We start from the raw sequence: 23,189 nt of genomic DNA on the forward strand, positions 1-23,189 counted from the left end.
CGCACAGCCTCCTCCACAAACGGACTGTCTTCTGCATTTACTACTATATCTTTAAAAGGATGTGGCGTAGTGGATGGATCCGTTAACATTAACACCGAGCAATCTGATTTGCGCAAAAATTTGCGCGCTACTGTGCCCAGATAATATTGTACTAGGTTTTCTTTCTTTAATGCTCCTGCTATAAGCAAGTCTACATTTTCGCGTTTGCATGTAGATAGTACCCGCTCACTGGGTTTACCACTTTCCCAAAATACCTGTACATCTTTTTCAAGGTATAGATTTACCTCTTTCAGCAATTCAGCGAGCAGCATCCGCTCTTTCTCTCCATGATCGCCAACATGAATCAGGATCAGTTCTGCGTTCCACATTCTTTTGAGGCGAGCAGCTTCTGCCAACAGCGCGGGTGTGCGTGGTGAGAAGGCAAGAGCTAATCCTATTTTATGGAACTGCATCATCGGGCGGTAAGATAACGCATTTTAACAAAGCAGTTGCAACACAAAGGAATCCTTTCCTGTGAAGATAGCACATGAGAATAGTAAACTTACCCGGAACTCAACCGGTAAAGTATATTTCAGCAAAGTATAAATTGAGGGTCAACGTATTCTGTTACAAGAATATCTTAAAAGAAAAATGCCCAATACGAGAATAATCATGGTGCCACTCATTTTTAAAACATCTCAAAATGTGGAAAAACTTGCATGAATAATTCGCCAGTCATTATGCAACGGTCTGGAGAGCTTCAATCGCTTTACTTTTGCATACTCTAAATCTTAACTGGCGGAATGGCGTTGAAGAAAAGGATACGTGACCTGATCATTGGTGAAGAAAGGCACATTGAATCGTGGGGGGAATACAAGCAGGTAATGCTCTCCGGGCAGTTTGCCTTATTGGGCATATTGCTCTGCTCTATGTATCTGCTCATTGATATTCTATCGGGCACGTATGTTTCCACACCTATATTTTTCTGCACAATCTTTTTTCTTTCACTCTCTATTTTTATTCACCGCCAGGGAGATCATTGCCTTGCTAATTATTTTCTTCTTCCTACTATTAATATAGCAGTATATCTGTTCGCTTCTAGCGAGTCGCCCCACAACGGCACGTTTGTCTTTTTTATAGTAAACTCGGTAGCAGCATTTGCTGTATTTAATTATAAGCAGCGCCTCTTGTCTATACTCTTCACTGTATTTACCTACCTGCTCTTTGCACTGGCGTACTTTATAGACTTCAGCCTGTTGCCTAAAAGAATATATACCGAAGAAGTGATGCTCTTCAATCTTATCCTCAATTTCACAGTTGCCCTGCCGGCCATTACTATGGGGGTATATTTGCTGATAAGCCTCAATCATTACAACGCTATTCAGCTTGTACACAGCAATGAAATGCTGACCAAGACCAATAAAGAACTCGATCGCTTTGTGTACAGTACTTCGCACGACCTCCGCGCTCCGCTTACTTCTATTATGGGCCTGCTGAATATTGCAGAGCGCACCCAAAATCCACAGGAAGTAAAACACTATATGAACATGATGAAAGATCGCATCCATTCGCTGGATAATTTCATCAAGGATATAACCGATTACTCACGCAACAACCGCCTGGATATAAGTCGTGAAAAAGTAAATCTTCACGACCTGGTAACAGAGATATGGGAGGGCTTAAAATATGCACCGGAAGCGGAACGCATAAACTTTTACGTAGATATACCCGAAGGTACTTTTGTAGAGTCTGATAAGAACAGGCTTCGCATTATTATAGGCAATCTCTTATCGAACGCTATACGCTATCACGACCTGCGCAAAGAAGAAAGATTTATACGTCTGCGTCATCAACTGAATGGTCGTGTATTCTATTTGAAAGTAGAAGACAACGGGCAAGGTATTGCACCGGAATATCACGGCAAGATATACGAGATGTTCTATCGCGGTAACGAAAAATCGAAAGGTTCCGGACTCGGACTATACATTGTAAAAGAAACTCTTATGAAACTGTCGGGGTCAATCCATCTTGAGTCTTCACCTGGTATAGGTTCTACTTTTACTGTAAAACTTCCGAAGCGCATCGTCTAAAATCCAGCGAAAGTCCCTAACGGCTGGCAGGATAATGCAATCTTCATTTCAAAAAACTAGGCCCGGTCAACTGTGGACTGTGGACTAATATTATCTTTGCCGACTATGGCAACGCAAGAAGACAACCTGTTTAAAAATGTGATTGCCCATGCCAAGGAGTATGGGTTTATTTTTCCTTCCAGTGAAATTTATGATGGCCTCAGCGCTGTATATGACTACGGGCAGAACGGAGCTGAGCTGAAAAACAATTTGAAAGAATACTGGTGGAAGTTTATGACCTTGTTGCATGATAACATTGTCGGGATTGATGCTGCCATCTTTATGCATCCTACCACTTGGAAAGCTTCCGGCCACGTAGATGCTTTTAACGATCCGATGATTGATAATAAAGATTCGAAGAAGCGTTATCGCGCTGATGTATTGGTCGAAGACGCCATCACCAAGATGGAAGACAAGATCGAGAAGGAAGTTGAAAAGGCTGCCAAGCGTTTTGGAGATTCGTTTAATCGCGAAACGTTCGTTACTACCAATGCGCGTGTACTCGAATATCAAAAGAAGATCGATGAAACCAACGCGCGTTTAAAAGATGCGATGGGTAGCGGCAACATGGCTGCCATGAAACAACTTATCGTTGATCTTGATATAGCCGACCCTATATCGGGCACTAAGAACTGGACCGATGTGCGTCAGTTCAACCTGATGTTCTCTACCGAGATCGGTTCGCTGGCAGATGAGGCTAACAAGATATACCTGCGCCCGGAAACAGCACAAGGTATATTTGTAAACTTCCTCAACGTGCAGAAGACCGGCCGCATGAAAATTCCTTTCGGTATAGCGCAGATCGGTAAAGCGTTCCGTAATGAGATCGTGGCCCGTCAATTTATATTCCGCATGCGTGAGTTCGAGCAGATGGAGATGCAATTTTTCATCAAGCCCGGTGAAGAAATGAAGTGGTATGAATACTGGAAGGCCAAGCGCATGAAGTGGCACCAGACACTAGGCCTAGGCAGCGACAACTATCGCTTCCACGATCACCTGAACCTGGCACACTACGCCAACGCTGCCTGCGATATACAGTTTAACTTCCCGATGGGTTTCAAAGAATTGGAAGGTATACATTCGCGCACCGATTTTGATTTGAAGAATCATGAAAAGTACTCTGGCAAAAAACTACAGTACTTTGATTCAGACGATAACCAGTCTTATATACCGTATGTGGTAGAAACATCCGTAGGTCTTGATCGCCTTTTCCTCTCGGTACTTTCCAAAGCCTATACAGAAGAGAAACTGGAAGACGGAAGCGATCGTGTTGTGCTAAGAATACCTGCACCGCTTGCTCCGCATAAAGTAGCGATACTTCCATTGATGAAGAAAGATGGCCTGCCGGAAAAAGCAGAGGCAATCATGAACGAATTGAAGTACGACCTGCGCTGCTTCTACGAAGAGAAAGATGCTATCGGAAGACGCTATAGAAGACAGGACGCTATCGGTACACCGTACTGTATAACCGTTGATCACCAGACGCTGGAAGATGATACCGTTACCATCCGCGACCGCGACACAATGAAGCAGGAGCGTGTAAAAATCGCTGACGTAAAAGCAAAGTTGATTGATGTGTGCTCGATCAACAATCTTCTTCGCAAGATTTAATTAATTGACTTACTAAAAAATATGCAGACATCCATTTATGGGTGTCTGCTTGTATATATAGCGAGGCTATATTTTGTGCAAAACACTAAACTCGTTTCTATTATCCTAACCTATGAATCCGGTATTAAATAAGAACCTCTTCTTTGTAAAAGAGCACGTGGGCATGTTCAAAGCAGCAAACAGTTTTGACATCTACAATCCCGAAACACAAGAGATCATGTTAAACTGTCGCGAGGAAAATCTCGGCTTCTTTACCAAGATGCTGCGGTTCTCTGATTACAAGCGCATGACACCGTTTAACATCGAGATTAAAACTCCGCATGGAGAAAAGATACTCACCGTAAGACGTGGCGTTGCTTTCTTCCTGTCAACTGTAGAAGTGTTGGATGAGCGTGATCAGGTTATTGGCAAGTTCAAACAGAAATTCTTTTCTATTGGCGGGAAGTTTGAGGTGCTGGATGCGAGTGAGCGCCCGCTCTGTATGTTAAAAGGCAAGTGGACCAGTTGGGACTTCAAATTTGTATCGAGCGATAACAAAGAGTTTGCTACCGTAACCAAGAAGTGGTCTGGCCTCGGCAAAGAATTATTCACTTCGGCCGATAATTATATTTTACAAATCAGCTCGGAGGTACCGGAGAATCATCCGCTTCGCCAATTGATTCTTGCGGCTGTCATGTGTATCGATTTTGTTTTGAAAGAGTAATACAGTAAAACCACCTGATGCCCTATGCGAACGGGTCTTCTATAATTTTATATATCTTGCGCGATGAACCTTCATCCTGAATATAGTTGAAGGTCATCGCTTTTTATTTTCATGAACTGGCAATCACTTCTCTCTTCTCAACGCACCGGATCAAAACCTACTTCGTCCGAAGCATCACGCAGTGCTTTCGAACAAGATTACGACCGGATAATTTTCTCACATCCCTTTCGCAGATTACAAGATAAAACGCAGGTACATCCGCTTCCAGAGCACGACTTTGTTCATACACGTCTTACACACTCCTTGGAAGTTTCGAGTGTAGGCCGCTCGCTCGGAAGAAAAGCAGGTGAAGTGATCGTGCAGCGTCATCCGGAATTAAAAGATAAATTTTCACTCTTTGATTTCGGTGCTATAGTAGCGGCTGCTTCGCTGGCACACGATCTGGGCAACCCACCCTTCGGGCATGCAGGGGAAGATGCTCTCTCTGATTTCTTTCTTGAAAATCCGTATGGTAAATCATTCAAAGAAAAAGTTACTGATGCTGAATGGAACGACCTGCTAAAGTTTGAAGGTAACGCACAGGGCTTTCGCATTATCAACAGCAATCAGTATGGATTGAAATTAACGCTGGCTACATTAGGTGCATTTACTAAGTATCCATGTCCTGCATATTTCCCGGCTCGCGATAAATCGAAAAAGAGTCAGAAAAAATTCGGATTCTTTCAATCCGAGAAAGAAATTTTTTCAACAGCAGCAGCACAACTTGAATTATCATCAGCCGGAGAAGATGCGTGGGTACGCCACCCGCTTACGTTCCTGGTAGAAGCTGCCGATGATATATGCTATAGCATTATTGATTTGGAGGATGGCTGCCGTATGGGCCTCGTAAACTATAACGATACGGTAGAGCTGCTGGCCAATATTTTACAAGAGAGTTTTAAGCGCGATAAACTGAACAGCATTGGCGGACAGAACGAACGCATTGGTGTGTTGCGTGCTATGACGATCAATAAACTGGTGGAAGAATGCACCGAAGTATTTCTTGCTTACGAAAAGCATATCATGGATGGATCGTTTGATAAGGCTCTGGCGGATCATTGTAAATCCAAAGAGGCACTTGAGAAGATAAGCGAGATTTCGGTCGACAAAATATACCGTGCACGTCATGTAGTGGAGATCGAAGCATCGGGCCACGAAGTGTTGCCGGGACTTTTACAGGAGTTTGTTACGGCAGGCGAACACATTATGCGAAGGTCTTCATCACGCAAATATAAAAACCTAGCGTTGTTACTCCCGGTAGAAATGAGAACAGAGATAGAGCAAGATGTTACGACTTATGAAATGTTGCGCATTGTGCTGGACTTTGTATCAGGCCTAACCGATCGGCATGCGCTGTCGCTCTACAGAAGAATAAAAGGTATTGCACTCTAGCTAAAAGAAAATTGTTCCGGCACAGATTCTCGTACCGGAACAACTTCGAAGGAATTAACCTTTGCTTGCCTTCTTCAATTGCTTTTCAGCGCGTTTTTCTTTCAAAGTTTTGGCAGGCTTCTTTTTAGTTTCCTTCCGTGCATCTTGTGATTTTGCCATAGCTAAAAGATTTTTGTGTATTCAAAAATAATAAACGGTAGGAGCATAATCCACAATCAAGTGCTGAACTTTCAACAGATTGAAAAATTATAGTGATTAATACTAACAGTGATCAAATGCCGTTTGTGTTAACCGGATTACCACCAATCCCACCCCTGTACTTCTTGATTTTATGTTAACCTCTGGAAAAGCCAAAAATGTTTAGCTTTGGCCTTTCTGAACTTGTTACATCCATTCGCTATGTGGAATAGAGTCGCTCAATTTATTATTCGCTTCAGGCTACCATTAATCATTCTCATTGCGCTTATCACTGTGCTGATGGGATACTTCGCATCAAGAGTTCAAATGAGTTATGACTTTGCGCGAACTGTGCCGCTCAACGATCCGGACATGATCCTGCTCAACAAGTTCAAGGCGCAGTTTGGAGAAGATGGCAACCTCATTGCTGTTGGTGTAAAGGACAGTAACATCTATAAGCTCGATAACTTCAAAGCCTATTTGGAATTAACCCGTGAGTTAAAAAAGATAGAAGGTGTAAATGAAGTGGTTTCGCTGCCAGTGATCAAAATGATTTTGAAAGATACGGCACAATCCAAATTCTATCTCCAATCCATCTTCTCCGATACAATCAGCAGCCAGAAGACACTGGATAGTCTGCTGGCACTTGCATACGATCAGAAAGTATACATGGGCCACATCGTAAACCCGAAGAATGGAGCCACTATGATGCTGGTATCGGTAAAGAAAGAGTATATGAACTCTTCCAAGCGCGAAGCACTTGCGCAATCGCTGTTGGATGCCGGCAAAAAATTTGAAGACAAAACCAGGATACAACTTCACTACGCAGGGTTGCCCTTTATCCGCACGTTGGTAGCCAACCAGGTGCGCAAAGAGATGCAGTTCTTTTTATACGCCTCCGCTTTCGTTACGGGGCTTATCATGTTCCTGTTCTTTAAATCATTCCGCGCGGTAATATTCTCGATGATCATTATCGGCATCGTAGTGGTCTGGACACTGGGGACGTTAACTCTCTTCGGATATAAAATTACGTTGCTCAGCGGGCTCATTCCTCCGGTGATCGTTACCATCGGTATAACCAATGCTATATACCTCCTCAACAAGTATCACCTGGAGTTTGCCAAAACGAAAGACAAGATGAAGGCTATCTCCATTGTGGTGCAGAAGATGGGGCTTGCTACATTTCTGACTAACCTCACCGTAGCGATCGGGTTTCTCACACTGCTATCAACCGATATAATTATTCTGCGTGAGTTTGGAGTGGTTGCCGGTATAAACATCATGGTGCTGTTCCTGGTGAGTCTTGTTATGATACCGAGTGTATTTTCATGGCTGCCTACTCCCTCCGAAAAACATTTGCGCCACCTCAACTTCAAGATCATGGGAGGTTTCCTGAAGCTGGTGGATCTTTCCGTGCATCGTCATCGCGCGGTCATCTATATTGTTTCCATGGGCATTGCCATTCTCTCTGTATATGGCATTATGCAATTGCATTCTGTATCATATATGGTAGATGATATACCGGAAGAAAGCCAGATCAAAAAAGATCTTCATTTCTTTGAACAGAACTTTAGCGGCATCATGCCCCTTGAAATTGTAGTGGAGTTCAAAACCAAAAAGAGAAGACCTGTACTCGATGTGAAGAACATGGAAAAGGTAGATGAACTTGAAAATTTCCTCGATTCACTCCCCGAAGTATCGCGGCCTATATCTGTACTCAGCCTGATCAAAGCATCGAAGCAGGCATTCTATAATAACAACCCGGCACGCTATTCTTTACCGAGTAAAAGCGAAGGTGTATTTATACTCCGCTATATGAAAGGCCAGAGCGATAACAGCGGTTTATTCAAATCATTTGTTGACTCTACATTTACCAAGATGCGTATATCCAGTCAGATAGCCGACATCGGTTCGGTAAAACTGGATTCACTGGTACATACTGTGATCGAGCCTAGAATGAATTCCATTTTTGTTTCCACCGAGAAAGATTCGGTGAAGACAGCCGTTACCGGTTCTACGAAGATATTCATCAAGGGAAATAAATTCCTGATCGAAAACCTGCAGGAGAGTTTGCTCCTCGCATTTCTGCTCATCACACTTTCGATGGCTATACTCTTCGCTAATGTGCGTATGATCATTATATCACTCATACCAAACCTGCTGGCGCTGATGATCACAGCCGGGTTGATGGGTTATTTTGATATACCTCTAAAGGCAAGTACTGCATTGATCTTTAGTATCACATTTGGTATCTCGGTTGATAACTCCATTCGTTTCCTCGCCAAGTATCGCCAGGAAATTCTGGCTAACAATTTCTTTATACCGGTGGCGGTGAGCGATGCGATTATGGAAACAGGCAAGAGTATTATCTATACTTCCATTGTGCTTTTTGCCGGGTTTATCATCTTTACTTTCTCTTCATTCGGAGGAACGATCGCACTCGGGTTGCTCACATCAGTAACACTGATCATATCCATGTTTACCAACCTGATCCTGTTGCCTGCGTTGATCATGACATTCGATCGTCCGAAGAAACGCAGGGATGACCATCAACTGATCGATGATTTCGACCATACATTTTATGGAGAATCAGAAGACGAAGAGATCGACCTGGACAAGATCAAGATCCACAACCGGCATTCGGCAGCAGAATAAAAATCTGTGTTAACACCTATGGCCTGCAGCGAATAAATGCTCCCGGCTCAAATTCGTACTTCTTACTTCGTAATTCGTAATTATCTTTGCGCTCTTATCGAAATGCAGACGCTATTTTTTTAGGCAATGGCAGGAAAGTACAAAGAATTTAAAGAGCTGAGTTTTGCCCGCATCGCAGAAGAAATCCTTGATTTCTGGAAGCGAGAGCAGGTTTTTGAAAAATCTGTGACCCTCCGCGAAGGCTCACCATCCTTCACCTTTTATGAAGGCCCTCCTTCGGCAAACGGAACTCCGGGTATTCATCACGTAATGGCCCGCACAGTAAAAGACATTTTCTGCCGCTATAAAACGCTGCAAGGCTTTCAGGTAAAACGCAAGGGTGGTTGGGATACTCACGGCCTGCCGGTAGAACTGCAGGTTGAAAAACAACTCGGCATTACCAAAGACGATATCGGCAAGAAGATATCCATTGAAGATTATAACAAGAAGTGCCGCGAAACGGTAATGATGTATAAAGATCAATGGGACGACCTGACCACCAAGATGGGTTATTGGGTTGATCTCGAAAATCCATACATCACTTACGAGAAGGAGTATATCGAATCACTCTGGTGGTTGCTCAGGCAATTCTATAACAAGAAGCTGCTCTATAAAGGCTATACCATCCAGCCATATTCACCGGCAGCAGGCACAGGGCTTAGCTCACACGAACTTAATTTACCAGGTTGCTATAAAGATGTGAAGGATACATCTATCGTAGCACAGTTTAAAGTAACGAAGGATTCGAAATCAGAATTTCTATTCTCGAAACCAACAGGCGATGTATTTATACTTGCCTGGACTACTACTCCGTGGACGCTTCCTTCCAACACATCACTCGTGGTAGGAGAGAAGATCACATACGTTCAGGTAAATACATTTAACCAGTACACCCATAAAGCTGTAAGTGTTGTACTCGCCAAAGACTTGCTTGGTAAATATTTCAGTGAGAAGAATAAAGAGCTGAAACTGGAAGACTATAAACCGGGCGATAAAGCTATACCGTATAGCATCGTTCAGGAATTTAGCGGTAAACAATTGCTGGGTGTTGCGTACGAACAACTGATGCCCTACCTGCAGCCGCTATACGATGCCGGGAAAGCATTCAAGGTAATTGCCGGAGACTTTGTAACGACTGAAGATGGCACAGGTATAGTACACAGCTCGCCAACCTTTGGTGCAGACGACTTCCGTGTAGCAAAACAAAACGGTGTTCCTCCTATTACATTGAAAGATGAAGCAGGCAACGAAGTACCTACGGTTGATCGCAAGGGTAAATTTGTTACACAGATCGGTGAACGACTGAAAGAAGGTGTAACGAAGTTCAGCATCAAAACACACAAGCCGTTAGGTGCCGATGATTTCTATGTGAAGAACTATACAAATGAAGATGAAGCACACGCGGATTACAAGAACACCGATGTGATCATCTCCATTATACTCAAAGAAGAGAATAAAGCATTCAAAGTAGAAAAGTACGAGCACACGTATCCACATTGCTGGCGTACGGATAAGCCGGTGCTATACTATCCGCTGGATTCGTGGTTCATCAGAACTACTGCGCTGAAAGATAAAATGGTTGAGCTCAATAAGACTATCAACTGGAAACCGGAGTCGACAGGTACAGGTCGCTTTGGTAACTGGCTGGAGAATCTTGTTGACTGGAACCTGTCACGCTCGCGCTATTGGGGAACTCCGCTTCCGATCTGGCGAAGTAAAGACGGTAAAGAAGAAATATGTATAGGCTCTATCGAAGAGTTGAATACAGAAGTTGCCAAAGCAGTAAAGGCAGGTGTAATGAAGGCGGCATTGCCTGCTGACTTCGATCTGCACAGACCGTATGTAGATGACGTTGTATTGGTAAGTGCTACTGGTCAACCCATGTATCGCGAACCAGACCTGATTGATGTGTGGTTTGATTCAGGTGCAATGCCCTATGCACAATGGCACTACCCGTTTGAAAACAAAGATATATTTGAGAAAAACTATCCTGCCGATTTCATTGCAGAAGGTGTTGATCAAACCCGCGGCTGGTTCTTTACGCTGCATGCTATAGCGGTAATGATCAACGATAGCAGCAGCGATATACAGGCAGTAAATAAGAAAGTAAACAACGGTGGTGTAGCCTTCAGGAATGTTATATCCAATGGCCTTGTGCTCGACAAGAATGGAAACAAGATGTCGAAGAGCAAGGGCAATGTGGTAAACCCGTTTGAGACGCTGAGTAAATATGGTCCGGATATAGTACGGTGGTATATGATCGAGAATGCGCCACCGTGGGATAATCTCAAGTTCGACTTTGATGGAATCAGTGAAGTGCAGCGCAGATTCTTCGGTACACTTCAAAATACGTATTCCTTCTTCGCACTCTATGCAAACATCGATGGCTTTGTGAAGGATGAGTTGAACCCGGTGCCGTATGAAAAACTTACACACCTTGACCGCTGGATCATCTCAAAACTTCAAACACTGATTGTTGAAGTAACAAAAGCATACGAGGAGTATGAGCCTACTCGTGCTGCCCGCGCTATACAAGAGTTTGTAAACGATCATCTCTCTAACTGGTACGTGCGTCTTAACCGTAAGCGCTTCTGGAAAGGTGAAATGAGCGAAGATAAGAAAGCAGCTTACGAAACACTTTACGAATGTATACTCGTAGTGGGTCAGTTAATGGCACCGATCGCTCCGTTCTTCAGCGAGTGGCTCTATAAAAACTTAACCGAAAACATCCGCGATAAAGCAGTTGCCAGCAAAACTCCGCTACGCCATACATCTGTGCATTTAACAGACCTGGTAAAGCCAGAGCAAAAGCGTATAGACGCTGAGTTGGAACAGTCGATGGAATATGCGCAGAAGATCTGTTCATTAGTACACTCAATCCGTAAGAACGCCAAGATAAAAGTACGCACACCACTGCAACGCATCTTATTACCGGTGTTGGATGGATCATTCGCCAAACGCATCAAGTCGGTAGAAGAGATTATCCTTGCCGAAGTAAATGTGAAAGGCATCGAATATATAGATGATACTTCCGGAGTATTGGTAAAAAAGGTGAAGCCTAATTTTGCCAAGCTTGGTAAACAGTATGGACCGAAGATGAAAGAAGTATCGGCCGTGATCAATGCTTTCACAAAAGAAGATATAGCCGCGATCGAAAAGCAGGGTAAACTTTCAAAAGAAGGTTTTGATCTTGTGTTGGAAGATGTACTGATATCCTCTGAAGATATACCGGGATGGTCTGTAGCAACCGAGGCAGGCATAACCGTAGCGCTCGATATTACGCTTACAGATGACTTGAAGAAAGAAGGTATAGCCCGCGACTTTGTGAACCGTGTACAAAACCTGCGCAAAGACATGGGCCTTGAAGTGCTCGATAAGATTGGTATAGAAGTAGAGAAAGATGGTGAGGTTGTAACAGCAGCCCTTACAGAGTTTAAAGACTATATCAGCACCGAAACCCAGGCGCTTTCACTGGAGCTAAAAGAAACCATTGCCGATGCTACCGAGGTAGACATGGATGAGTTTATGTTGAAAGTAAAAATAAGTGTTAAGAGATAAGTGTTGAGGTTCGCAGTTGAGGTTTACATTTTTAAGACCTCAACTGTGAATCATAACCTGCAACAGCGAACTACTGCATGAAAATTTACAAGTACTTTTTTCTCGCCCTCGTTATCATCATTATCGATCAGGCTTCCAAACTGCTGGTGCATAACTATATGTACCTTCACCAGGAGATCACTGTTATAGGCAATGAACAATTCGGATTCAAGCTGCATTACCTGCTCAACCCCGGAATGGCTTTTGGCATTCGCTGGAATAATGAGTTCGGTAAATTAGCGCTCACTGTTTTCCGAATTGCTGCCATGGCTGGTATAGGATATTACCTGGTAAAGATGGCGAAGAAAAATGCGCATGTCGGTTTCTTATGGTGCATGGCGCTTATACTGGGTGGTGCTGTAGGCAATGTAGTGGATAGCACCTTCTATGGGGTGTTCCTTCATAATCAACCTGTAAATTCCCCAACGCCCTGGTTTCATGGGCAGGTAATTGATATGTTATTCTTTCCGTTGTTTGATTTTACCTGGCCAGAGTGGATGCCGTATGTAGGAGGGGATTACTTCCTGTTCTTTAGTCCGGTGTTTAACATTGCCGACTCTTCTATCTTTGTTGGCGTAGTAATTATTCTACTGTTTCAACGCAGGTTCTTTGGCGAGCACATTCATGAAGCTGTACCCATGCCTCCTCCAGACGAGCTTCCTTCCAACGGAACAGATACTACAACAGTAATCGAAAATCAACCGGACTCATCACAAACTTCGTGATCAGTTTATCATAAGGGTTTATACCTTTCTATCGGTTGATACCTTCATCCTATACCACACGTCATATATTTTGAGGCCCTGCCACTAATACGCGTTAGCCAAATTCATTATTATTATTACTTTTAGGGCCAATAACTTTCCTAAAACCTTAACCTAAGAAGATTATAATGAGTTTGTTTATTAAAAAGCCCTTGGATCAACTGCTGGCACAGGCAGGCGACTCTGAAAAGGGACTAAAGCGTACATTAAGCGCAACGAATCTGGTGGCGTTGGGTATTGGTGCAATCATTGGAGCCGGATTATTTGTAAGAACAGCAGCCGCAGCAAGTGAAGCTGCAGGACCTGCCGTAGTAGTTTCATTTATAGTAGCCGCTATAGGTTGCGCTTTTGCAGGCTTGTGCTATGCCGAGTTTGCTTCTATGATTCCTATAGCAGGAAGTGCGTATACATATGCCTACACTACCATGGGCGAACTGGTAGCATGGGTTATTGGCTGGGCACTTGTATTAGAATATGCATTGGGTGCTGCTACAGTTTCTATTGCCTGGAGTGAATATCTCAACAAACTCTTGAATGGTGCTATACCCTTTGCGTTTAGCCACTCTCCGCTGGAGGTGGCTGCAGATGGTACACACGGTATAATTAACCTTCCCGCATTATTGATCCTGGCTATACTCACGGCTGTTCTCATCAAAGGAACACAGGAGTCAGCTTCGTTAAATGCAGTGATCGTTTTCATCAAGGTTACCATTGTGTTGGTATTCATCGCTATTGGTTGGGGCTTCATCAATCCTGCTAACTACGAGCCATTCACTATTCCTGCTGGTACTCCGGGCCACGATGGCTTCAACGAGTTTGGTTGGGGAGGTGTACTTGGAGGTGCTAGTATAGTATTCTTCGCATTCATCGGTTTTGATGCCGTATCTACGGCTGCACAGGAAGCAAAAAATCCGAAGCGCGATATGCCAATCGGTATATTAGGTTCACTGGTAGTGTGTACTATCCTCTATATTTTATTCTCGCACGTTCTTACAGGTATAGCGAACTGGCAGGAGTTTAAAACCGCTGGTAAAGAAGCTTCTGTAGCGTATGCTATTGAAACCTATATGCACGGATACGGCTGGCTGGCAACCGCTATCACAATTGCTATTCTGGCTGGTTTCTCTTCGGTAATTCTGGTAATGTTGTTAGGACAATCTCGCGTGTTCTTCTCTATGGCAAACGATGGACTTCTGCCAAAAATATTCTCTGATCTGCATCCTAAATTCCGTACACCATACAAATCAAATATACTCTTGTTCTTCTTTGTAGGAGCATTTGCAGCCTTTATACCCGGCAGCATGGCGGGCGACCTTACCAGCATCGGTACACTCTTCGCATTTGTGGTAGTATGTATAGGTGTTTGGGTATTGCGCATTAAGAGTCCTGACCTGGCAAGACCTTTCAAAACTCCGCTTGTACCAATCGTACCTATACTGGGTATAATTGTATGTACAGCGCTGATTGTGTACGTAGATTCACGCACACAAATTGTTGCTGGTGTATGGATGCTGTTAGGCTTCGTGGTATACTTCGGCTATAGCAAAAAGAACAGCGTGCTGAGGAAATAGATTAATCATTAATCGTTTTACAAAACTTTTCGAATAACGATTAACGTGTACCCATAAAAAAAAAGAGAGCGCTATATTTTAGCGCTCTCTTTTTTTATTGTCTGTCTCGAAGAGATTAGAATTGTTCGAATTGAGAGAAGAAGAAGCTTCCTTCAATAGCTGCATTCTCATCGCTATCAGAACCGTGTATAGCATTTGCTTCGATTGACTTTGCAAACAAGTTACGGATTGTGCCCGGTGCTGCTTTCTGAGGATCAGTTGCTCCGATAAGTTTTCTGAAATCTTCTACTGCATTTGCTTTCTCCAGGATCATCGGAACGATTGTTCCTGATGACATGTATGAGCAAAGATCGTTAAAGAACGAACGCTCCTTGTGGATCGCGTAGAATTGACCAGCCAGCTCAGGACTCAGCTTTGTCTTTTTCATAGCAACAATTTTAAAGCCTGCTTCTTCAATCATTTTTATGATTGCACCAGAGTTACCTGCGCTAACAGCATCAGGTTTGATCATCGTAAAAGTTCTGTTGGTCGCCATATTCATTTTTATGTTTTAGTCTTCTGAAAAGCGTTCGTTGCCAGGCAATTTCCCGCAAACGGCCGCAAAAATAGGAAAAAACTTCACAGTGCAGAGGTCAGCCCAATGGGATTGAGGCATTATTTAACAGATCATTCATCGTGCACTCCTATCATTCAACCGTGTACTATCAAGAATTTTTACCCATTTTTGCCCCTTGTTTTTACCCTGCCCTATGCAGAACATCTCGGCTTTTAAAGAATACCTGAACAGACCCCGGAAGGTGATTATTGTAACACACTTCAAACCGGATGCAGATGCATTGGGTTCTTCATTGGGCCTGGCCGGCTATCTGAAAAAGAAAGGACACCAGGTAACGGTTATAACACCGAGTGACTATCCGGATTTTATTACCTGGATGCCAGGCAATAAAGACGTGGTAATCTTTCAGAAAGAAAAACCACAGAAGTGCAGACAACTCATCGCTGAAGCTGATACTATTTTTTGTCTCGACTTCTCCAGCCTTAATCGCATCAATGAACTGGGAGAGTTTGTTCGTACCTCTACCGCTACAAAAGTTTTGATTGATCACCACCTCGAGCCAGAGAACTTCGCTCAGTTTGAACAATGGGATGGAACAGCAGCTTCAACGGCAGAGCTTGTGTTTCAACTCATCGATGAGTTGGGCGATAAATCTCTCATTGATGAAAATATTGCGAACTGCCTGTATGCCGGAATCATGACCGACACCGGAGGATTCAGACACTCTAACACTACCTATAAAGTATTTCAGATAGCAGGCGAGCTCGTAGCACTGGGCGCCAATCCTTCTAAAGTTTCAAAACAGATCTACGATACAAACAGCATTGAGCGCTTACGACTGATGGGCTATGTGTTGAGTCAGAAATTAAAAGTGATTCCGGAATATCGCACAGCCTATATTGTGCTTACTGCAGAAGAGTTGAAGAATTTCAGTTCGCAGACTGGCGATACAGAAGGTTTTGTAAACTATGGTTTATCCATAAAAGGCATTAAACTTTCTGTGCTTATATCCGATCGAAGAGAAAATATAAAATTGTCATTCAGATCGCTGGGAAATTTCTCGGTGAATGATATGGCCAGAAAATATTTTGAAGGGGGTGGCCACCGAAATGCTTCGGGTGGGCAAACCAAACTGACGCTGGAGCAAACGCTCGAAAAGTTTTTAAATATTCTGCCGGAGTATAAAGAACAATTGCTGGCAGACGACAATTAAAAAGTGTTTAACCAATTCCAACTTTATAATCTAAATCATTGTCTAATCATGAACATGACCAAACTCGCGAACGTGCTGATCGGATTGTTGCTGCTTTGTGCGGCCTGCAAAAATTCAGCAGAAGAAAAAGCAACTCCTAACGGTTTTAAATTCCAGGTGGTAAAAGCAGGCGATGGCATTAAGCCGAAGCCTGGCCAGTTAATAATATTTGACTACGTGATGAAGGATTCGAAAGATTCTGTGTGGATGGACACGTATGACACCGGAGCTCCGGGCGTATTTCCTATTCAGGATAGCGCTGCTATGGCATCGGAGATCGGTGCGCTGCAGATGTTTCGTATGCTTTCAAGAACAGATAGCGTAACACTCACTCGCCCTGCAAAAGAATTTTTCAAAGACGTATTAGGTGGTCCGCTGCCTCCACAGGTAGATTCTTCACGTTCTGTAACGCTTACCCTACACGTTGTAGACATCATCGAGCAACAGAAATACCCGGAGTTCATGGCCAAGCATTCAGAAAAGCGCAAAGGCTATCAGAAACAAAAAGATGCCAAGCTGATCGAGAAATACCTGGCAGATAAGAGCATCAAAACACAACAGGATACAAGTGGTATACACTATATAATCCACTCATCGAACGGAGGCAAAAAGCCATCGTCTACCAGTTGCGTGGAAGTAAGTTATATAGGTAAATTCCTGAAGGATGAGAAGACTTTCGACAAGAACGAAAAAATGACTTTCTCCCTGAACCAGGTTATACCAGGCTGGAAATATAGCATTCCGATGTTGGGTGTAGGCGATTCTGCTACATTCTATATTCCATCGCACTTGGCGTATGGTCCACAAGGTTATCCGGGTGCCATACCTCCTAATGCTATTCTGATTTTTGATGTGAAGCTTTTTGGAACAGGAGAAACATTCGATCCTGCAACCAGAACCTGCAAATAGAATTTTTTTAACCCGAATGAAAATGATATACAATGTAAAAAGATTGATTGGAGCCGCGTTGGTTTGTGCAGCAGTCGGTTTGAACGGATGCCTGGATTCTACCAACGATGTTGTGGATCCTAACATTCAGTTACAAAAAGATGTAGCTGCAATCGACTCCTATTTAGCTACTGTCGGCATCAGCCCTATAACTGATCCGAGCGGTATACGAATGGAAATTACAAAGCTTGGCACAGGATTACCGGCCAGAAACGCCAACACTACAGTAGATGTAGATTACATTGGCCGCCTCTTCCCGGATGGTGCTGCATTTGACCAAGGTAACGTTAATGGTTCTCTGTCTGGCTTTATTACCGGATGGCAACTGGCTTTCATGAAGCTGCCTGTAGGTACACAAGCTACGCTATATATACCATCATACTGGGGTTATGGCACGACCAATAAAGGGAGTATACCTGCCAACTCAATTCTTCAGTTCGATGTTGTATTCAATGGCACAACGCTCTCTAACACAGAAAAGACACAGTTTACCTCAGATACAACCGCTATAGCCAAGTATATATCTGACAAGAGCATAGCGAATGTTACGAAAGATACTACCGGTATTCGTTATGTAGTTACACAGGCAGGTGCTGGTCCGGCTATCACCTGGTATTCGAAAGTGAAGTTCAAGTTAACATACTATCTGCTTACTGCGCCTAGTGTATCCGTTGCTTCGATCTCGCAAGAGCCCAGCGACACGTTTTATAGCCGCCCGGTAGATTTTGTACAAGGAGTAATGATCAGTCTGCAAAAATTAACAGAAGGATCTAAAGCTACCTTCTATGTTCCTTCAGGTTTAGGTTTTGGTACGAATGGAGCAACCGATTCATCGGGTGCCCTGGTAATACCGGCCAACTCTAACCTGATTGTTGATATTGAAGTGACCGAAGTTCAATGAGATTATGTTTTGCATCCAACAACAAACACAAGCTTGAAGAAATAAGAAGTGTTGTTGGCGGAAAGATTGACCTGATAAGTTTAGCAGATATAAAATGCTATGAAGAGTTGCCCGAAACGCGTAATACGCTGGAGGGCAACTCTCTTCAAAAAGCTGAATATGTCCTGGATCACTTCCACGTGCCTTGCTTTGCCGATGATACAGGCCTGGAAGTAGAAGCACTGAATGGTGCACCCGGTGTTTACTCTGCGCGCTACGCAGGTGAGCATCGTAACAGCGATGATAATATAGCACTGTTGTTACAGAACCTGCGGAATGACACAAACCGAAAGGCACAGTTTCGTACGGTAATCACTTTGGTGGGCCTGGAAAAAGAACCTGTATATTTTGAAGGGGTAATTCGTGGCGAGATCATTACGGAAAAGCGCGGCACCTCGGGTTTTGGATACGATCCGGTATTTGTTCCGGAAGGACATACCCGAACGTTTGCCGAGATGAGTATGGACGAAAAAAATCAACTCAGCCATCGTGCTATCGCAGTTAGAAAACTGGCGAAATACCTGAAAAGCAGAACGGCCTGATTCTGCTATCGACAAATGGAATCATAAAATAAAACCTCTGCTCACGCGGAGGTTTTTTTATTTCAACAGATTGCATGATGATTCGTAATTTGCAGCCGGATCTATGAAACCTATATACACCATTGGCATCACGGGCGGAAGCGGCTCCGGCAAAACATACTTCCTCAAAAATCTTTCGCAGCGATTCAGGCCGGAAGAGATCTGTTTAATCTCGCAGGATCATTACTATAAACCACGCGACCTGCAATTGACTGATGAAAAGGGTTTTCAGAATTTCGATCTCCCCGATTCTATAGAGCGCGAAAAATTATTCAATGACATTCTGCGCCTGAAGAATGGTGAAACGCTGCAAAAAACAGAATATACCTTTAACAACCCGCAGGCAAAGCCTACCATGTTGGAGTTTAAACCTGCTCCGCTATTGATCATTGAAGGATTGTTCGTGCAATATTTTCCGGAAGTTGAACGAGAGCTTGACCTCAAGATTTTTATTGAAGCGAAAGATCACCTCAAGCTCAGCAGGCGCATCAGGCGCGACAATGAAGAGCGTGGCTACGATCTTGACGATGTGCTATACCGGTATCAATATCACGTGATGCCGATCTATGAAACGCTTATCAAGCCTCTGCAACATCAGGCTGATATAGTTATTCCAAACAATCAACATTTCGAGCGGGCGCTTGATCTGATCACCTGGGCGCTGAAATCCCGGATCAAGGAAAAAGTGGTTTAAACGCTGGTATCCGGTATAACAAGCCTGCTGAAGCCTCAGTCATTCAGGGCGTTTGTACATTACCGCCAAATGCATACTTTTGTGTCCCTTATTATAAAATGACAGGAAAGGCACGCATACAAACAGGAACCCTGGTGGCTGGTATATTAACAGCGCTGGTGATTGTTATTTCGCAGCTTTTCTATTTTGAGGCACACCACTATACTTCCAAAAAAGAAGTTAAAACAGAGCAGCAGCAAGGCGACCATCAATCCGATCAGGATCAATCCGGAGACGGTGCCTACATAACCTTGCCCTCCAGCACACTGCCTTCTTCTACCCATGTAGAGTTTAACCAGGAAACATTCTGCCTCTTCGAAATTTTGTTCGAAGAAGAAAAAGCGGAGGAACATGATTTCAATGTTTCGCTTCCATTAAGCAAATTCTTTCAAACACTTTTCGGGGCCATCATTTCCCCGAACGCACCCTAAGAATATACCGTGCTTGATTTCCTAACCGGATGCTGATCGTCCGGACATGTATTCTTTTTTATTCATGTATTTTAATTTAACCAACCATATGCAAAACAAAGGACTAGTTATCTTCCTTTCGGTAGTCGTTACACTGTTGTGTTTCTTCTACCTCTCGTTTACGGTGGTGTCGTATAACGTGCAGCAAAATGCTGTTGCCGTTGCTACTGATGCTTCCGGTAAAGTTGATCTTAACAAAAAACAGGCGTACCTGGATTCTGTATGGAACACCCCGGTATATAATCTGTTCGGTGCAGAATATACTTACAAAGAAGTAAAAGACTACGAGCTTAGCTTGGGTCTCGACCTCCAGGGTGGTATGCACGTTACGCTGGAAGTTTCTCCGGTAGATATTATCAAAGGACTTGCCGGCAACAGCCAGGATTCTGCTTTTGTAAAAGCCCTGCGCACAGCTTCTATACAACAGAAGACAAGCCGCAGCAGCTTCAGCTCATTGTTCTTTAAAGCATATCGCGATGCAAATCCTGATAAGCCACTTGCTTCTATATTTGCCAACGCATCTACTCGTGGTAAGATCGCTACGAATGATACCGACAGCAAAGTAATCAGCATCGTTGATCAGGAAATTGAAAGTGCTATCGATCGTTCATTCACTATCCTTAGCAATCGTCTCGATCAGTTCGGTACATCACAACCAAACATTCAACGTTTACCAGGCAGCGGTAAAATTCAGGTTGAGATACCTGGTGCCGATAACCCACAACGCGTACGCAAACTCCTGCAAGGTGTAGCACGCCTGGAGTTTTGGGATGTTATTGAACCTAACACACTCAACAATCAGTTGATCGCTATCAATGATATACTGGTAAAAGAGCAGAAGGCTAATTCAACCAAGACTACTCCAAAAAGCGGAGAGCCTGCTAAAAATGAATCTGATAATCTGTCATCACTCTTGGGTGACAGCACAAAGGCAGCGACTGATACAACTGCGGCTGCTAAAGAAACACAAGGACTTGATTCCCTTCAGAACCTGAATGTATCGCCACTCTTCTCATTGAGCTCGCCTCCCGGATCATTCCGCTATAACATAAAAGATACCGCTACCATTAACGATATTTTCAAGAAGCAGGAAATCCGTAATATACTGCCACGCAACGTAGGTGTATATTGGGCTAACAAACCTGATCTTATCGGCACACAAGAATCATTAGAGTTATTCTTCCTGGATATAGGTCGCAATGGTAAATCTAAACTTACCGGTGAAGTAATTACTGATGCACGTAACGACCTCGATGAATTTGCGCGTCCTGCAGTAAGCATGAACATGAACGCTACAGGCACACGCATCTGGGCTAAGTGGACTGGCGAAGCTTCGAGCAAGAGCCCGAAAGGAAGAATCGCGATCATGCTGGACAACGCAGTATACTCTGCACCCTCAGTAAATGGCGAAATCCCTAACGGTAACTCTCAGATCTCCGGTAACTTTACACTGGAAGAAGCGAAAGACCTTGCCAACGTATTGAAGGCAGGTTCACTTCCTGCACCAACTAAAATTGTTGAAGAATCTTCTGTAGGACCAACACTCGGTCAGGAATCTATCCGTAACGGTATGATCTCTATCGTAGTAGGCTTCCTCATCATTATCTTCTTCATGCTGATCGTATATAACGCATCGGGTTGGGTAGCTGACCTTGCCGTTATTCTTAACCTGATATTTCTGTTGGGTATCCTTGCATCACTCAACGCTGCTCTTACGCTGCCTGGTATTGCCGGTATACTTCTCTCACTCGCTATCGCGGTGGACGCGAACGTGTTGATCAACGAACGTGTGAAGGAAGATCTCAACGCAGGCAAAACGCTTGATACTTCTATCCGCGCAGGGTATAAGAATGCGTTCACAGCCATTATCGACTCCAACGTTACTACGCTTATCAAAGGCTTTGTATTGCTGGCATTCGGTTCTGGTCTTATCTATGGTTTCGCGGTAACGCTGATCATCGGTATCTTGTGTTCATTCTTCACTTCGGTATTCTTTACCCGTGTGATATTTGAATACTATATCCGCAAGGGCAAGACGGTTAACTTCTCCATGGGTTGGTCTAAGAATCTGTTCCGCAGTATCAACATCAACTTCATTGGTAATCGTAAAATATACTATACTATCTCTGGTGCCATCATCATTGCCGGTATGATCATGCTTTCCATCAAAGGATTCAACTACGGTGTTGATTTCAAGGGTGGTCGTACCTATATAGTAGGTTTCGAAAAATCGGTTACTGCCAAAGATGTTCGCGAGAGCCTTGTAGAAGCATTTGGTGAAGCCCCTGAAGTAAAAACTTTCGGTGGCGATACTAAATATAAAATTACAACCAGCTACCTGATTGATGACGATTCAGACGAAGCAACGGTAGAAGCCGGTAAGCACCTGGAAAATGGCCTTGCTAAATTTAGCGGTAACAAAGCAACGATACTCAGCTTCTATAAAGTTGGTCCTACTATCGCGAACGATATTAAAGTATCTGCTATATGGTCGTTGATGGTAGCGGTGGTACTTATGTTCCTCTACATTTTGATCCGATTCAGAAAATGGCAGTTCGCACTTGGTACAGTGGTGAGCTTGTTCCATACAGTGTTTGTAGTATTAGCACTCTTCGTATTGCTGGAGAATGTAATGCCATTCAGCCTCGAGATCGATCAGTCGTTCGTAGCGGCAATTCTTACGGTGATTGGTTACTCGATCAACGATAGCGTGGTGGTGTTTGACCGTGTGCGCGAATTTCTCTCGATGAAGAAGAGCACAGAAGATACTGCTTCGGTTGTAAACAATGCTTTGAACGATACACTCAGCCGTACGTTGATCACGGGTATGTCTACGATCTTCGTATTGTTGATTCTCTTCATCTTCGGTGGTGAGACGATCCGCGGATTTACTTTCGCGATGTTGATCGGTGTATTGATCGGTACATATTCTTCTCTGTGTATCGGTACACCAGTACTGGTTGACTTCTCTAAAGATGACAAACAACCTGATAACAAGATTGCTTCTGGCAAACCTGTTACAGCGTAATCATAAAAGTATATACAAGAAAAAA

At 43.6% G+C, this 23,189-nt stretch carries 17 protein-coding genes; 15 read left to right on the top strand and 2 right to left on the bottom strand.

Annotated elements, in window-relative coordinates; translation table 11 throughout:
* Positions 1–455: universal stress protein (locus VIN08_RS08965; RefSeq protein ID WP_331963388.1), on the bottom strand; the 455-nt coding region annotated here is incomplete at its 3' end.
* A gap of 333 nt (positions 456–788) precedes the next feature.
* Between VIN08_RS08965 and VIN08_RS08970 the strand changes: the two genes are divergently transcribed.
* From VIN08_RS08970 to VIN08_RS09005, 8 genes are all read left to right on the top strand, one after another.
* On the top strand, positions 789–2,069 hold the full coding sequence (locus VIN08_RS08970) for a HAMP domain-containing sensor histidine kinase (RefSeq protein ID WP_331963391.1): 1,281 nt from the start codon (positions 789–791) through the stop codon (positions 2,067–2,069).
* A gap of 105 nt (positions 2,070–2,174) precedes the next feature.
* Positions 2,175–3,719, top strand: coding sequence for a glycine--tRNA ligase (locus VIN08_RS08975; protein WP_331963394.1), 1,545 nt, complete (start codon positions 2,175–2,177; stop codon positions 3,717–3,719).
* A gap of 112 nt (positions 3,720–3,831) precedes the next feature.
* Positions 3,832–4,422: a phospholipid scramblase-related protein gene (locus tag VIN08_RS08980; RefSeq protein WP_331963397.1), complete on the top strand. Its 591-nt coding sequence runs from the start codon at positions 3,832–3,834 to the stop codon at positions 4,420–4,422.
* Between the two features lie 111 nt (positions 4,423–4,533).
* Complete coding sequence (locus VIN08_RS08985) at positions 4,534–5,853, top strand: deoxyguanosinetriphosphate triphosphohydrolase (protein WP_331963400.1); 1,320 nt, start codon at positions 4,534–4,536, stop codon at positions 5,851–5,853.
* Positions 5,854–6,252: 399 nt separating this feature from the next.
* Complete coding sequence (locus VIN08_RS08990; RefSeq protein ID WP_331963404.1) at positions 6,253–8,685, top strand: efflux RND transporter permease subunit; 2,433 nt, start codon at positions 6,253–6,255, stop codon at positions 8,683–8,685.
* A gap of 126 nt (positions 8,686–8,811) precedes the next feature.
* Complete coding sequence (gene ileS / locus VIN08_RS08995) at positions 8,812–12,282, top strand: isoleucine--tRNA ligase (RefSeq protein WP_331963407.1); 3,471 nt, start codon at positions 8,812–8,814, stop codon at positions 12,280–12,282.
* 77 nt (positions 12,283–12,359) lie between these two features.
* The gene (locus tag VIN08_RS09000) at positions 12,360–13,046 is read left to right on the top strand and encodes a lipoprotein signal peptidase (protein WP_331963410.1); all 687 of its coding nucleotides are present in this window, start codon (positions 12,360–12,362) and stop codon (positions 13,044–13,046) included.
* A gap of 167 nt (positions 13,047–13,213) precedes the next feature.
* Positions 13,214–14,656, top strand: a complete 1,443-nt coding sequence (locus VIN08_RS09005) for an amino acid permease (protein WP_331963413.1) — start codon at positions 13,214–13,216, stop codon at positions 14,654–14,656.
* Between the two features lie 115 nt (positions 14,657–14,771).
* Here VIN08_RS09005 and VIN08_RS09010 read toward each other — a convergent pair whose 3' ends face one another.
* Entirely contained in the window at positions 14,772–15,191 is a 420-nt protein-coding gene (locus VIN08_RS09010) for a nucleoside-diphosphate kinase (RefSeq protein ID WP_331963415.1), read from the bottom strand.
* A gap of 214 nt (positions 15,192–15,405) precedes the next feature.
* On the opposite strand from VIN08_RS09010, the gene VIN08_RS09015 reads away from it, so the two are divergent.
* The 7 genes from VIN08_RS09015 to secDF all read left to right on the top strand — a co-directional run bounded on the left by VIN08_RS09015 (position 15,406) and on the right by secDF (position 23,164).
* Positions 15,406–16,425, top strand: coding sequence for a bifunctional oligoribonuclease/PAP phosphatase NrnA (locus VIN08_RS09015; RefSeq protein WP_331963418.1), 1,020 nt, complete (start codon positions 15,406–15,408; stop codon positions 16,423–16,425).
* A gap of 48 nt (positions 16,426–16,473) precedes the next feature.
* Positions 16,474–17,373: an FKBP-type peptidyl-prolyl cis-trans isomerase gene (locus tag VIN08_RS09020; protein WP_331963421.1), complete on the top strand. Its 900-nt coding sequence runs from the start codon at positions 16,474–16,476 to the stop codon at positions 17,371–17,373.
* A 16-nt stretch (positions 17,374–17,389) separates the two neighbouring features.
* The gene (locus VIN08_RS09025; RefSeq protein ID WP_331963424.1) at positions 17,390–18,313 is read left to right on the top strand and encodes an FKBP-type peptidyl-prolyl cis-trans isomerase; all 924 of its coding nucleotides are present in this window, start codon (positions 17,390–17,392) and stop codon (positions 18,311–18,313) included.
* Positions 18,310–18,894 (top strand): non-canonical purine NTP diphosphatase, encoded by a 585-nt coding sequence (locus VIN08_RS09030; RefSeq protein ID WP_331963427.1) that lies wholly within the window; start codon positions 18,310–18,312, stop codon positions 18,892–18,894. Before VIN08_RS09025 ends, VIN08_RS09030 begins: the two co-directional genes overlap by 4 nt.
* A gap of 103 nt (positions 18,895–18,997) precedes the next feature.
* On the top strand, positions 18,998–19,627 hold the full coding sequence (locus VIN08_RS09035) for a uridine kinase (RefSeq protein WP_331963430.1): 630 nt from the start codon (positions 18,998–19,000) through the stop codon (positions 19,625–19,627).
* A 98-nt stretch (positions 19,628–19,725) separates the two neighbouring features.
* Positions 19,726–20,097, top strand: a complete 372-nt coding sequence (locus tag VIN08_RS09040; RefSeq protein ID WP_331963432.1) for a hypothetical protein — start codon at positions 19,726–19,728, stop codon at positions 20,095–20,097.
* A gap of 88 nt (positions 20,098–20,185) precedes the next feature.
* Entirely contained in the window at positions 20,186–23,164 is a 2,979-nt protein-coding gene (gene secDF, locus VIN08_RS09045) for a protein translocase subunit SecDF (protein ID WP_331963435.1), read from the top strand.
* The last annotated feature ends 25 nt before the right edge of the window (positions 23,165–23,189 follow it).

It is taken from the genome of Ohtaekwangia sp., from assembly GCF_036568665.1.
Lineage (GTDB): Bacteria > Bacteroidota > Bacteroidia > Cytophagales > Cyclobacteriaceae > Ohtaekwangia.

Coding starts and splice junctions, on each gene's coding strand:
- VIN08_RS08975 (WP_331963394.1), top strand. CDS start 2,175: ATGGCAACGCAAGAAGACAACCTGTTTAAAAATGTGATTGCCCATGCC.
- VIN08_RS08980 (WP_331963397.1), top strand. CDS start 3,832: ATGAATCCGGTATTAAATAAGAACCTCTTCTTTGTAAAAGAGCACGTG.
- VIN08_RS08985 (WP_331963400.1), top strand. CDS start 4,534: ATGAACTGGCAATCACTTCTCTCTTCTCAACGCACCGGATCAAAACCT.
- VIN08_RS08990 (WP_331963404.1), top strand. CDS start 6,253: ATGTGGAATAGAGTCGCTCAATTTATTATTCGCTTCAGGCTACCATTA.
- ileS (WP_331963407.1), top strand. CDS start 8,812: ATGGCAGGAAAGTACAAAGAATTTAAAGAGCTGAGTTTTGCCCGCATC.
- VIN08_RS09000 (WP_331963410.1), top strand. CDS start 12,360: ATGAAAATTTACAAGTACTTTTTTCTCGCCCTCGTTATCATCATTATC.
- VIN08_RS09005 (WP_331963413.1), top strand. CDS start 13,214: ATGAGTTTGTTTATTAAAAAGCCCTTGGATCAACTGCTGGCACAGGCA.
- VIN08_RS09010 (WP_331963415.1), bottom strand. CDS start 15,191: ATGGCGACCAACAGAACTTTTACGATGATCAAACCTGATGCTGTTAGC.
- VIN08_RS09015 (WP_331963418.1), top strand. CDS start 15,406: ATGCAGAACATCTCGGCTTTTAAAGAATACCTGAACAGACCCCGGAAG.
- VIN08_RS09020 (WP_331963421.1), top strand. CDS start 16,474: ATGAACATGACCAAACTCGCGAACGTGCTGATCGGATTGTTGCTGCTT.
- VIN08_RS09025 (WP_331963424.1), top strand. CDS start 17,390: ATGAAAATGATATACAATGTAAAAAGATTGATTGGAGCCGCGTTGGTT.
- VIN08_RS09030 (WP_331963427.1), top strand. CDS start 18,310: ATGAGATTATGTTTTGCATCCAACAACAAACACAAGCTTGAAGAAATA.
- VIN08_RS09035 (WP_331963430.1), top strand. CDS start 18,998: ATGAAACCTATATACACCATTGGCATCACGGGCGGAAGCGGCTCCGGC.
- VIN08_RS09040 (WP_331963432.1), top strand. CDS start 19,726: ATGACAGGAAAGGCACGCATACAAACAGGAACCCTGGTGGCTGGTATA.
- secDF (WP_331963435.1), top strand. CDS start 20,186: ATGCAAAACAAAGGACTAGTTATCTTCCTTTCGGTAGTCGTTACACTG.